Origin of the sequence: Sulfitobacter sp. 1A13679 (assembly GCF_043557115.1) — a bacterium.
Classification (GTDB): domain Bacteria; phylum Pseudomonadota; class Alphaproteobacteria; order Rhodobacterales; family Rhodobacteraceae; genus Sulfitobacter; species Sulfitobacter faviae.
Genome location: NZ_JBIFFO010000007.1, coordinates 126,212 through 138,995 on the forward strand (window position 1 = coordinate 126,212; position 12,784 = coordinate 138,995).

At 64.1% G+C, this 12,784-nt stretch carries 11 protein-coding genes; 7 read left to right on the forward strand and 4 right to left on the reverse strand.

What is annotated here, in order from left to right; all coding sequences use genetic code 11:
* Window positions 1–41: 41 nt before the first annotated feature.
* Window positions 42–1,814, reverse strand: coding sequence for an SLC13 family permease (locus tag ACGYLA_RS07745; RefSeq protein ID WP_394431611.1), 1,773 nt, complete (start codon window positions 1,812–1,814; stop codon window positions 42–44).
* A 119-nt stretch (window positions 1,815–1,933) separates the two neighbouring features.
* On the opposite strand from ACGYLA_RS07745, the gene ACGYLA_RS07750 reads away from it, so the two are divergent.
* A complete protein-coding gene (locus ACGYLA_RS07750; RefSeq protein WP_394402223.1) occupies window positions 1,934–2,674 on the forward strand; it encodes a YebC/PmpR family DNA-binding transcriptional regulator in 741 nt (246 codons plus the stop codon).
* On the opposite strand, the gene ACGYLA_RS07755 is transcribed toward ACGYLA_RS07750, so the two are convergent.
* A complete protein-coding gene (locus ACGYLA_RS07755; RefSeq protein ID WP_394431613.1) occupies window positions 2,671–3,552 on the reverse strand; it encodes a LysR family transcriptional regulator ArgP in 882 nt (293 codons plus the stop codon). The two genes, ACGYLA_RS07750 and ACGYLA_RS07755, sit on opposite strands and share 4 nt — an antisense overlap.
* Before the next feature lie 91 nt (window positions 3,553–3,643).
* Here ACGYLA_RS07755 and ACGYLA_RS07760 point away from each other — a divergent pair, with 91 nt between their 5' ends.
* The 6 genes from ACGYLA_RS07760 to ACGYLA_RS07785 all read left to right on the forward strand — a co-directional run bounded on the left by ACGYLA_RS07760 (window position 3,644) and on the right by ACGYLA_RS07785 (window position 9,984).
* Window positions 3,644–4,243, forward strand: a complete 600-nt coding sequence (locus tag ACGYLA_RS07760; protein ID WP_394431615.1) for a LysE/ArgO family amino acid transporter — start codon at window positions 3,644–3,646, stop codon at window positions 4,241–4,243.
* Between the two features lie 55 nt (window positions 4,244–4,298).
* A complete protein-coding gene (locus ACGYLA_RS07765; RefSeq protein WP_136720479.1) occupies window positions 4,299–5,228 on the forward strand; it encodes a DMT family transporter in 930 nt (309 codons plus the stop codon).
* A gap of 92 nt (window positions 5,229–5,320) precedes the next feature.
* Complete coding sequence (gene betI / locus ACGYLA_RS07770; protein ID WP_394431617.1) at window positions 5,321–5,896, forward strand: choline-responsive transcriptional repressor BetI; 576 nt, start codon at window positions 5,321–5,323, stop codon at window positions 5,894–5,896.
* 76 nt (window positions 5,897–5,972) lie between these two features.
* Entirely contained in the window at window positions 5,973–7,430 is a 1,458-nt protein-coding gene (betB, locus tag ACGYLA_RS07775; RefSeq protein WP_394431619.1) for a betaine-aldehyde dehydrogenase, read from the forward strand.
* 159 nt (window positions 7,431–7,589) lie between these two features.
* A complete protein-coding gene (betA, locus tag ACGYLA_RS07780; RefSeq protein ID WP_394431621.1) occupies window positions 7,590–9,248 on the forward strand; it encodes a choline dehydrogenase in 1,659 nt (552 codons plus the stop codon).
* Window positions 9,249–9,309: 61 nt separating this feature from the next.
* Complete coding sequence (locus ACGYLA_RS07785; RefSeq protein ID WP_394431623.1) at window positions 9,310–9,984, forward strand: thermonuclease family protein; 675 nt, start codon at window positions 9,310–9,312, stop codon at window positions 9,982–9,984.
* Here ACGYLA_RS07785 and ACGYLA_RS07790 read toward each other — a convergent pair whose 3' ends face one another.
* Together ACGYLA_RS07790 and ACGYLA_RS07795 are read right to left on the reverse strand one after the other, a co-directional pair.
* Entirely contained in the window at window positions 9,985–11,385 is a 1,401-nt protein-coding gene (locus ACGYLA_RS07790; protein WP_394431625.1) for a short-chain fatty acyl-CoA regulator family protein, read from the reverse strand.
* A 78-nt stretch (window positions 11,386–11,463) separates the two neighbouring features.
* Window positions 11,464–12,678, reverse strand: coding sequence for a multidrug effflux MFS transporter (locus ACGYLA_RS07795; protein ID WP_394431626.1), 1,215 nt, complete (start codon window positions 12,676–12,678; stop codon window positions 11,464–11,466).
* Window positions 12,679–12,784: the final 106 nt, after the last annotated feature.

The window sequence follows — 12,784 nt, forward strand, 5'->3', positions numbered from 1 at the left end:
GGCAAATATGCTCTGGCAAGTCCGACGCGCGGGGGCGGCGATTAAAGCGGCCAGAAGAACAGGATCGCGGGGATCGACACGGCGACGACGATGATCTCCAGCGGCAGCCCCATGCGCCAATAGTCGCCAAAGGAATAGCCGCCGGGGCCGAGGATCAGCGTGTTGTTCTTATGCCCAATCGGGGTCAGGAAAGCCGAAGAGGCCGCAACCGCCACCGCCATCAAGAACGGGTCAGGAGAGACGCCGAGCGACTGCGCCATTTGGATGCCCACAGGCGCCGCGACGATGGTCGTCGCCGTGTTGTTGAGCACATCCGACAGCGACATGGTCACCACCATCAGAACCGCAAGGACCACCCAAGCGGGCAGTCCCTCGGTCAGCCCCACCAGCGCGCCCGCGATCAATTCGGTCCCGCCCGAAGTCTCGAGCGCCGCGCCCAGCGGGATCATGGAGCCCAACAGAACGATCACCGGCCATTCGATATGGGTGTAGAGTTCCGAAAGCGGCACGATTTTGGCAAGCACATAGCCGACCACCACGATGCCAAGCGCGATGGGCAGGTAGATCAGCCCGAAGGAGGCCGCCGCCACGGCCCCCGAGAACATCGCGATAGCAAGCCAAGTCTTGCTGTCTTGCGTCACCGCAAGACCCCGGTCGGCCAGCGGCAGAACGCCCAGCCAATCGGTGACATGAGCCACCGTGTCACGCGGCACCAGCAGCAAAAGGATGTCACCGGGTTTCAGCTCGGTCGTGCGCAGTTGCGAGGTGATCTTGCGGCCCTGTCGCGACAGGCCCAGAAGCACCGTGCGCTGCCGCCACGACAGGCCCACCGCCTGCGCCGTGCGCCCGTTGAGCCGCGAGCCATCGGTCACCACGACCTCGACAATCTCGACCCCGTCGCCATCGGCCAACAGCAGGTCTTCGCGGTCCCGGTCAGCCAGCGCGAGGTTCAGCGTGCTGCGGAACTCGTCCAGCGCGTCGGGCGTGGCCTCAAGCACGATCGCGTCTCCGGCTTGCAGCACCACGTTGCGCGCCGTGCCATAGCGCCGTTTGCCGTCGCGCATCAGCCCCAAGATCGCCACATCGGCGCGATGCGCCTCTTCTTGCAACTCGGCCAGCCGTTTGCCGATCTGTTTGTTGCCCTCGGGCACGGTCAGCTCGGCGATATATTGGGCGATATCCTCGGCCTCGATCATCGCGTCTTCGCGGGCGGGGATCAGCCGCCAACCGACCAGCGCCACGAAGATCAGCCCCGCGATGGCGGCCAGCCCACCGACGGGGGCGAAGTCGAACATCTTGAAAGGCGCGCCCAAGGATTCCTGCCGGATGGAAGCGATGATGATATTGGGCGGCGTGCCGATCAGCGTGGCCATGCCGCCAAGGATGGTGGCGAAACTGAGTGGCATCAGGCTCAAGCCCGGCGCGCGGCCCGCTTTGCGTGCGGTCTGGATGTCGACCGGCATCAGCAGGGCCAAGGCGGCGACATTGTTCATAAAGGCCGACAGCACCCCGCCCACGGCGCCCATCATGGTGATATGCGCGCCCAAGCTGCGCGAACTGTCGACCAGCGTGCGGGTGATCAGCATCACCGCGCCCGAACGGACCAACCCAGCCGAAACCACCAAGACCAGCGCCACGATCAGCGTGGCCGGATGGCCGAAACCGTCAAAAGCGTTTTCCGTGGGCACCACCCCCAGCACCACGCCGAGCATCAGCGCCCCGAAGGCCACGATGTCATAGCGAAACCGCCCCCAAAGCAGCAGACCAAAGACCGCGCCGAAGAGGGTGAAAAGGATGATCTGATCAGTGGTCATAAATCCGGTCTAACGTGGTTGCCCCATCGGCGGAAAGCTAAGCACAGGCCGGGTGGCTTGTTCCAGCGGTGATGCTGGCATATAGAGTGGCGCAAACGCATTGCCAGAACGAGGTATTCATGGCCGGTCACTCCAAATGGGCAAACATCCAGCATCGCAAGGGCCGTCAGGACAAGCTGCGCGCCAAGGTGTTTTCCAAACTCTCCAAGGAAATCACCATCGCGGCCAAGATGGGCGACCCCGACCCGGACAAGAACCCGCGTCTTCGTCTGGCGGTGAAAGAGGCCAAGGGCCAGTCCATGCCCAAGGACAACATCGAACGCGCCATCAAGAAGGCCGTCGGCGGTGAGGGCGAAGATTACGAGGAAATCCGCTATGAGGGCTATGGCCCCAATGGCGTAGCCGTGATCGTTGAGGCGATGACCGACAACCGCAACCGCACCGCTTCGACCGTGCGCTCGACCTTCACCAAGAACGGCGGCAATCTGGGCGAGACCGGTTCGGTCGGCTTCATGTTTGAGCGCAAGGGCGAGGTGATCTACCCGGCCTCCGTCGGTGACGCCGACACCGTGATGATGGCGGCGATCGAAGCGGGCGCCGAAGACGTGGAAAGCTCCGAAGAAGGTCACGTGATCTATTGCGCCGACACCGATCTCAACGACGTGTCGACCGCGCTGGAGGCCGAACTGGGCGAGTCGGAATCGACCAAGCTGATCTGGCGTCCGACCACCACCACCGAGATGGATCTCGAGAACATGGAAAAGCTGATGAAGCTGATCGATGCGCTTGAGGAGGATGACGACGTGCAGCGCGTCACCACCAATTTCGAGGCCTCAGACGAGGTTATGTCGCAGCTTTAACGCGGCATTTGCACCAGCGCCTCGCGCGCCGCGGCCCTTATGGCGGCGGTGAGCGGGGCCAGCGCGGGCGCCATGATCCGCGCCACCTGCCAGTAAAGCGGCACATCCAGCGGCAGCGCCTCGTCCAGTGACACGAGCCGCCCCGCCGCCATATCCTCGGCCACCAGCGGCGCGGGGTTCATCCCCCAACCCAGCCCTTGCTGCGCCGCCGCGACAAAGCCGTGGCTTGAGGGTAGATGGTGGCTTGGCGGGGTCAGTCGCTGCCCGGTCTTTCGCATCAACCATCGCCCTTGCAGTTGATCCTTATGATCGAAGGTGAGCATCGGCGCGCGGGCCAGTGCCTCGGTCGTGACGCCTTCGGTAAACCAGGTCTCGCGATAGGCGGGGCTGGCAGTGGCATGGTAGCGCAGCGCCCCCAAGGGCAGCACGTCGCAGCCCGGTGCCGCGCGGGCTTGCCCCGTCACCGCCGCGCTGACCTCCCCCCTTCGCAGCCAATCGGCAGAGGTGTCTTGGTCGTCGATCATCAGATCGAAAAGCATGTCGGGCACCTGCGCCAGCGCCGGGATCAGCCATGTGGCCAAGACATCCGCAGGCACCGCAAGGCGCAGCCGGGGCGGGGCGGTGGCATCGCCCGCGCCAAGCGCCTGCGCTTCGAGCAGGGCCACATCCTCCGCATGTTTGGCAAGACGCTGGCCCATGGGGGTGCCGGTGCAGGGCTGGCCGCGCAGAACGAGGGTGGCCCCCACACGATCCTCCAGCGCTTTCACCCGTTGCGAGATTGCCGAGGGGGTCACCCCCAACACCGCCGCCGCGGCGTCAAAACTGCCGAGCCGCAGGATATGTGCCAATGCGGTTAGCTGCGCGCTGTCGAGCTGCATAAGTTTTGCTAATCCTGACGTAGACTATTGAATTTGAGTAATCTGAACCGCCGGGCTAGGCAAAGGCAACCCATGTTATAGGACGCTTTTGATGTTGACCTCACTCCTTCCCGGCTTCGCCCTCAGCCTCACCCTCATCATGGCCATCGGGGCGCAGAACGCCTTTGTCTTGCGCCAAGGGCTGCGCTGCGAACATGTGCTGCCGGTGGTGCTGGTTTGTGCTGCCTCGGATGCGGTGTTGATCATGTCGGGGGTCGCGGGCTTTGGCGCGCTGGCTGAGGCGGCCCCGTGGTTCGGACCGCTGATGCGCTATGGCGGCGCGGCTTTCCTGCTGTGGTACGGCTGGCGCAACGCGGTTTCCGCATGGCAGGGCGGGGAGGCGCTGGAGGCCGAGGGGCAATCCACCCGCAGCCTGCGCAAGGCGATCCTGACGCTGCTGGCGCTGACGTGGCTGAACCCGCATGTCTACCTCGACACCTTGGTGCTGCTCGGCTCGATCTCGGCGCAATATCCGGACCGGCTCAGCTTTGGCATCGGGGCGGTGCTGGCAAGCTTCGTCTTCTTCTTCTCACTGGGCTATGGCGCGCGGCTGCTGGCGCCGCTCTTTGCCAGACCGCGCAGTTGGCAGGTCTTGGACGCCATCATCGCCGTGACCATGTGGGCGATTGCCATCAAATTGCTTGCGATGTGAATAAAAATGCCGCGCCCATCTTGCCCTTGGCAGCGCTTTGGGAAAGGGTCGCGGCATGACACACTCTCCCGCCACCACCCCCGACATCCCCGCTCCGCCCAACCGCCCGCTTGTCGGGGTCTTTTGGATGTTGGTGACGGGGGCCTGTTTCATCGGCGTGACCGCGCTGGTGAAATACATGGGGCCGCGGCTGCCTTCGGCCGAGGCCGCTTTCCTGCGCTACGCCATGGGGTTGGTCTTTGTCCTGCCGGTCCTGCGGTCGCTGCTGGCCACACCGGTGAGCCGGCGGCAATGGGGGCTTTTCGGCATGCGGGGCCTGTGCCACGCGGGCGGGGTGATCCTGTGGTTCTACGCCATGACCCGCCTGCCCATCGCCGAGGTGACGGCGATGAACTACCTCGCGCCGATCTATGTCACCGTGGGTGCCGCGATCTTTCTGGGGGAGAAGCTGGCCGCGCGGCGTATCGTGGCGGTCTGTCTGGGGCTGGCGGGGGCGGCGATCATCCTGCGGCCCGGTTTTCGCGAAGTCTCTACCGGGCATTTGGCGATGTTGCTGGCGGCGGTGGTCTTTGCCGGGTCCTACCTCTTGGCCAAGGTGCTGGCGGATGAGGCGCGCCCGGTGATGATCGTGACCATGCTGTCGATCTTCGTGACCATCGGGCTGGCGCCCTTCGCCTTTGCCGTCTGGATCACGCCGACACCGCAGGAACTGCTGATCCTTGCCGGGGTCGCCTTTTTCGCGACGGCGGGTCATTTCACCATGACGCTGGCCTTTGCCGCCGCCCCGGTGACGGTGACGCAGCCGGTCACTTTCCTGCAATTGGTCTGGGCCACGATCCTCGGCGTGGTGGTCTTTGCCGAGCCGGTGGACCTCTGGGTCGTGCTGGGCGGGGCGGTGATCTTGGGCTCTGTCACCTTTATTACATGGCGTGAAGCGATGCTGAAACGGCAGGTCACGCCCCCCTCGCATGCGACGAAATTCTGACCTTCCGCTCCGCCGGGTGGTACTTGATTGACGAGTCAATAAAGATTCCCCTATCCTGAGGCGGTCAACACTGCCCCAAGGATCCGAATCCAATGCCCAAAGTCGGAATGGAACCCATTCGCCGCTCTGCGCTGGTCAAAGCCACCATCGCCGAGATCGGCGAGGCCCAGTCGCTGGATGTGACGGTGAGCCAGATCGCCAAGCGGGCGGGCATGTCGAGCGCGCTGGCGCATCACTACTTCGGCGGCAAGAACCAGATCTTTCTGGCGGCGATGCGGCATATCCTGTCGGAATATGCCGCCGGGGTGCGCGAACGTTTGGCCAAGGCCCGCACGCCGCATGACCGCGCGGCGGCGATCATCGTCGCCAGTTTCGACGATACCGGCTTTCACCCCGGCACGATCAGCGCGTGGATGACACTCTACGCCCATGCCCGCACCAACTCCGAAACCCGGCGGCTGCTGACGGCCTACCAAAGCCGGTTGCGGTCCAACCTCACACATGCGCTGCGCCCGATCAGCCCCCAGCCCGAGGGCGACGCCGAAACCTTGGCGGCGCTGATCGACGGGCTCTACCTGCGCGCGGCGCTGTCGGATGGCGTCAGCGCGGCAGAGGCCATGACCCGCGCGCTCTATACACTCGACCTGCTGCTTAAAGCGGGCCGTTGAACACCGCGGAGACGGGCGGCACCGCCGCGCTCCGCCTCTCTGAACACTCCTCGCCTCAGGCAAGAAAGTCCCTTTGATGTCCTATGATCCCCAACCCACCGCCAGCCACTTTATCGACGGCGCCTATGTCGAAGACACCAATGGCACGCCGATCCCGGTGATCTACCCGGCAACGGGCGAAAAGATCGCCACGGTCTATGCCGCCACGCCTCAGATCGTGGAGCATGCCATCGCCTCGGCCCGCCGCGCGCAGGCCGCATGGGGCGCGATGAGCGGCACCGAGCGCGGCCGTATCCTGCGCCGCGCCGCCGACATGATCCGCGACCGCAACCACGATCTGTCAGTGCTGGAAACCCAAGACACCGGCAAACCCTATCAGGAGACCTCCGTCGCCGATGCCACCAGCGGCGCGGACGCGCTGGAGTATTTCGGCGGCCTCGCTGGCAGCCTGACCGGCGAGCATATCCAGCTCGGCGAGGATTGGGTCTATACCCGCCGCGAGCCTTTGGGCGTCTGCGTCGGCATCGGTGCATGGAACTACCCCACCCAGATCGCCTGCTGGAAGGCCGCGCCTGCGCTCGCCTGCGGCAATGCGATGATCTTCAAACCGTCGGAGACCACGCCGCTCTGCGCCCTGAAAGTGGCCGAGATCCTGATTGAGGCCGGCTTGCCCGCGGGCCTCTTCAACGTGGTCCAGGGCATGGGCGGAGTGGGCCAGTCACTTGTCACCGATGCCCGCGTCGACAAGGTCTCGCTCACCGGCTCCGTGCCCACGGGGCGCAAGGTCTATGCCGCGGCTGCCGAGGGCATCAAACATGTGACGATGGAACTGGGCGGCAAGTCGCCCCTGATCGTTTTCGAGGACGCGGGCATCGACAACGCAGTCGGCGGCGCGATCCTCGGCAACTTCTACAGCTCGGGGCAGATCTGCTCGAACGGCACCCGCGTCTTCGTGCACCGCGACATCAAGGAAAAGTTCCTCGCGCGCCTTTCCGAGCGGCTGGACAACGCCGTGATCGGCGACCCGATGGACTCCGACACCAGCTTCGGCCCGATGGTCAGCGAACGACAGATGCAGATCGCGCTGGACTACGTCGAAAAGGGCAAGGCCGAAGGCGCGCGACTGGTCTATGGCGGCACCCGGATCGAACGTGACGGTTTCTACATGCGGCCCACAGTCTTTGCCGATGTGACCGACGACATGGTCATTGCCCGCGAAGAGATTTTCGGCCCCGTCATGGCGGTGCTCGACTTCGAGTATGAGGCTGAGGTCATGGCCCGCGCCAACGCCACCGAGTTCGGCCTCGCCGCCGGTGTCTTCACCCGCGACCTTGCCCGCGCGCATCGCGTGGCGGCGGGGTTCGAGGCCGGGACCTGCTACATCAACAGCTACAACGACGCGCCGGTCGAAGCGCCCTTCGGCGGCATGAAGAATTCCGGTGTCGGTCGCGAAAACGCCAAGGCGGCGATCGAGCACTATAGCCAAGTGAAGTCGGTCTATGTGCGCATGGGCGATGTCGAGGCGCCCTTCTGAGGGGGCGAATTCGCTGAGAGGTGCTTGAGGGATCGATCTGATCCTCAAGTCACCTCGTCAATTCTGGGGTGCGATTCCCCACCGCCTCAAGGACAAGCCGCGCATTCGCGCGGTGCTGCGCATCCTTGACCCGGCGCGGAATCACGGAAGGTGAGTGTTATGGAAGCTGAATTTGTCATCGTCGGCGCGGGCTCCGCGGGCTGCGCCATGGCCTACCGTCTGGCGGAGGCGGGCCGCAAGGTCATCGTCATCGAACATGGCGGCAGCGATGCGGGCCCCTTCATCCAGATGCCCGCGGCGCTCAGCTACCCGATGAACATGCCGCGCTACGACTGGGGCTATAAATCCGAGCCCGAGCCGCATTTGAACAACCGCGAATTGGTCTGCCCGCGCGGTAAAGTGATCGGCGGTTCGTCGTCGATCAACGGCATGGTCTATGTCCGCGGCCATGCCAAGGATTTCGACCATTGGGAAGAGTCCGGCGCGCGCGGCTGGTCCTACTCGGATGTGCTGCCCTACTACAAACGCATGGAGACATGGCACGAAAACGGCCATGGCGGCGATGCTGCATGGCGCGGCAAGGACGGCCCGCTGCACGTCAGCCGCGGCCCGCGCGAGAACCCGCTTTTCGACGCCTTCGTGCAGGCCGGGGCGCAGGCGGGCTACCCGGTGACCCATGACTATAACGGCGAGCAGCAAGAGGGTTTCGGCCCGATGGAGCAGACCGTCTGGAACGGGCGGCGCTGGTCGGCGGCCAATGCCTATCTGCGCCCGGCGCAGAAGACCGGCAACGTCACCCTGATCCGTGCGCTGGCGCAACGTGTCGTGATCGAAGAGGGCCGTGCTGTGGGTGTCGAGGTCAAGCGTGGCCGCGCGACGGAGGTAATCCGCGCCAGCCGCGAGGTGGTGCTGGCGGCGTCTTCGATCAACTCGCCGAAACTGCTGATGCTCTCGGGGATCGGCCCCGCCGCGCATCTGGCCGACCACGGGATCGAGGTGCTGGCCGACCGCCCCGGCGTGGGTCAGAACCTGCAGGACCATCTGGAGCTCTACATTCAAATGGCCTCGCGCCAGCCGATCACGCTCTACAAGCACTGGAACCTCTTGTCGAAGGCCGTCATCGGCGCGCAGTGGCTCTTTACCAAGACCGGCATGGGCGCCTCGAACCAGTTCGAATCCGCGGCCTTCATCCGCTCGAAGCCCGGCGTGGAATACCCTGATATTCAATACCATTTCCTGCCCATTGCCGTGCGCTACGACGGGCAGGCGGCGGCCGAGGGGCATGGCTTTCAGGCGCACACGGGGCCGATGCGCTCGAAGTCGCGGGGCGAGATCACCCTGCGCTCCGCCGACCCTGCCGAGGCGCCGCGCATCCGCTTCAACTACATGTCCCATCCCGACGATTGGGAGGAGTTCCGCACCTGCATCCGCCTTACGCGGGAGATCTTCGCGCAGGACGCCTTCAAGCCCTTCGTCAAACATGAGATCCAGCCCGGAGAAGCGCTGCAATCGGATGCAGAGCTTGACGCCTTCATTACCGAACACGCAGAAAGCGCCTATCATCCCTGCGGCACCTGCCGCATGGGGGCGGCGGACGATCCGGGCGCCGTGGTCGACCCGCAAGCACGGGTGATTGGGGTCGAGGGGCTGCGCGTGGCCGACAGTTCGATCTTCCCGCGGATCACCAATGGCAACCTTAATGCGCCCTCGATCATGGTCGGCGAAAAGGTCTCAGACCTGCTTTTGGGCCGCGATCCGCTGCCGCGCGCGAATGACGAACCTTGGGTGCATCCGAACTGGCAGGTGGCGCAGCGCTGATCGTTAACTTGCCTTAACCTCCTGTCTTGAAGGCCGCGGGGCAGGGCGTCATACCTGCCTCATGTTAAGGATTTGTTCACTTTTCGCCCTCAGTCTGACACTGAGCCTCGCAACTGGATCAGCGGGGGCGCAGACCGTCTCGGGGGTGGTCCGCGTGATCGACGGGGATACTTTCGATCTCGGCGGTACGCGCATCCGCTTACATGGCATCGATGCGCTCGAGGCCAGCCAGACCTGCGAGACAGAGGTCGGGCAGGCTTGGGCCTGCGGAGATTGGACAACGAGGGAGGTGCGCGACAGATACCAAGGGGCCAACGCGCGTTGTGAGGCACTGGACCGCGACCGCTATGATCGCATTGTCGCCCGCTGCCATGTGGGCAACGTTGACGTGGGGCAGGCGCTGGTGCGTGACGGGCTGGCCTTTGCCTATCGGAAATATTCGATGGACTATGATCTGGATGAGAAAGCCGCCTTTGTCGCAGGCCGTGGGATTCACGGGTTCAAGACGGTTTCCCCCGCCCGCTACCGCGTGACCCGCCGCAGCGGGTCCGAGCCTGCCCGGCCGGAGGGGAGCTGCCAGATCAAAGGCAATATCAGCGCCAAGGGGGTTAAGATCTATCATATGCCGGGGCAAGAATTTTACAGCCGCACCCGCATCAGCGCCCGCAAAGGCGAGCGTTGGTTCCGTTCCGAGGCAGAGGCACGCGGCGCGGGGTGGCGGCGCGCGCGGCGCTGATCACTCCACCCGGTAGGGCAGGGTGTCGCGCAGATGCGGGTCGACCACCAACTGCCGCTCCAGCGGCGGGACGGAGCGTTGATGGCAATCCCGGCGTTCGCAAATGCGGCAGGAAATGCCAATCGGTTCAAAGGCATCGCTGCGGGTGACATCCATCCCATCGGCATAGACCAGCGCGGGCGCATGGCGCACCTCGCAGCCCAGTGAAATCGCGTAGCGCCGCACTGGCGCGCCAAACCGCCCCGCCGGTTTCGAGATGTCCCGCGCCAAACTGATATAGCGCACCCCATCCGGCGTCTCGGCCAGTTGGCGCAGGAACCTTCCCGGCGTCTCGAAAGCGCGGTGGACGTTCCAAAGAGGACAGGCGCCGCCAAAACGCGCGAATTGCAACCGGGTGGCCGAGTGGCGCTTCGTGATCGTGCCCGCCTGATCGACCCGCACAAAGAAGAAAGGGACCCCTTTCGCGCCGGGCCGCTGAAGCGTCGAAAGCCGATGCGCCACCTGTTCGATCGAAGCACCGAAATGCCCGGCCAGCACCTCAAGATCATGGCGGCAGTCCTGCGCTTTTTGCAGGAACCGCCCATAGGGCAACAGGGCCGCCCCGGCGAAGTAATTGGCCAGCCCGATCTTCGCGATATCCCGTGCCGCAGCGCTGTGGAAACGGGCAAGGTCAAGCGTGGCCTCCAGCAACGCATCCTGCTGCGTCAGCGCCACCTGCAACAGCATTTGAAAAGTCTGTGTTTCGGGTGCTGCACGGGCCGATAGATGCAGCGTTTTGCGCGCAGGATCATAGGCGCGCAGGCGGTCGTCATCTTCAAAGACTACGGTCACCCCGGCGCGTTCGAGAGCGGCTGCCGCAGTCGCTCGCGTATCACTGCCGCTGCCTTCGCGTGTCGCGAAATGCTCTGCCGCACGGTCGACGGCGTCGATGTAATTGTCGCAATAGTGAAAGAAGTCCCTCACTTCCTCCCAAGGGGAGGGCATCGCCCGGGCGTCTTCGCGGCCCAAGGCTTCGTCCAGTGACGCCAGCCGCTCATGCACTTGCCGGTAGCTTTGATGCAGGGCAAGAAAGGCGTGCGCCAGCCCCGGGGCGTTGGACGCCGTGAGGCGCAGATCGGCCATCGGGGGTGCCTTTCCGGCGAAAATCGGATCGGCCAGCGCCTCGCGCAGATCGCTGACCAACCGCTCCCCATCGCCGCTGGAAAGCTCGGTCACATCCAGCCTGAACTCCGACGCCAAGGCGAGCACGACATTGGTGCTGACAGGCCGGTTGTTGTTCTCCATCTGGTTGAGATAGGGCAAGGAGACGCCCAGCCGGGCGGCGAAGTCTTTTTGCGTCAGCCCCGCGCGGGTGCGGGTCTCACGCAGTTTCACACCGGCATAGAGTTTCTGGATCGCCATCCGCGCACCTTTGCAACTTTGCAGCTGGGTGCAGCCTAGCTTTGCAAAGCCTGGGTCACAAGTGCGAGGAGCGTAGGCCTAGAGGCCCAAAGCCTTCTCACGCCGGATCACCACCCAGATGGAGGCGACCGAGGCGATGGCCGTCAGCAGCATGAGCCACAACAGCGGATAGGCTCCGGTTTCGGGAGTGAGCAGGGCGCCCGCCAGCGCGCTCAAAGCCGCGCCGCCGACGATCATGATCGCCCCGCCCAGCCCGGAGGCCGTGCCAGCCAGATGCGGGCGCACCGACAGCATCCCGGCGGTGGCATTGGGGATGCACAGCCCGTTGCCCAGCCCCACCAGCGTCATCAGCCCGAAAAAGCTGAGCGGAGAGCCGTAGCCCGCAAGAAAGATCAGCAGCGACACCGTGCCGCCCAGGGCGTTGGAAATGCAGCCCCAAAGCACCAGCGTATTGACGCCAAACCGGGTCGCCGTCCGCGCGGTGACGAAGTTGCCGATGAAATAGCCAATCGCGGGCGCGCCGAAATAGAGGCCCAGCACCGCAGGCTCCATCCCGAAGACCACGGTCCCTACGAAGGGTGCGCCGCCGAGATAGGCAAAAAAGGCGCCCGAGCAAAAACCCGTGGCCAGCGCATAGCCCCAAAAACGGGGGGAGCGGAGCAACTCGGGGTATTCGCCGAACTGCTGGCGCAGCGATTTGCCGCTGGCCCGGGCGGTTTCGCCCAAATCCGCCCAAGCCACCCAAAACACCAACCCGCCGAGGATCAGCATCGCCCAGAAGGAAGCCTGCCAGCCGAAACCCTGTTCCAGCAACCCGCCCAAGGCTGGGCTGATCATGGGCACCAGCGCCATGCCCATGGTCACATAGCCGATCATGGAGGCGGATTCGTCCTGGGTATAAAGATCGCGGATCACCGCACGGCTCAGCACCATGCCCGTGGCGATCACAGCCTGCGCCATGCGGAATACCAGAAACACGGCGATGTTCGGCGCCAGCAGACAGCCGACCGTGGCCACGAAAAAGATGCCCAAGCCCCAAAGCATCACGCGCCGCCGACCGAGGTTGTCCGAAATCGGCCCGATGAAGATTTGCAGTATCCCACTGAAGAAAAGGTAGAGCGGTACCGAAAGCTGGATCACAGCATAATCCGTGCCGAAATGGTCTGCCATCTTTGGCAGGCTGGGCAGGAAAATGTTCATCACCATCGCCGAAAGCCCGGCCAGCAGGATCAGCGTTGAAATATGGGGCGGGGTCGTCCGGTCTAAATACCGGACCCGGGGGATATCGCTCATGCAAATGCAAGTAGTCGCGGGTATGGGAAATGTCCATGTTAACTAGATTGTTTTGCAACTTTTCATTTTGCTTCGCAGCGCCTGTAATGATTTTGCAAATTTGCAA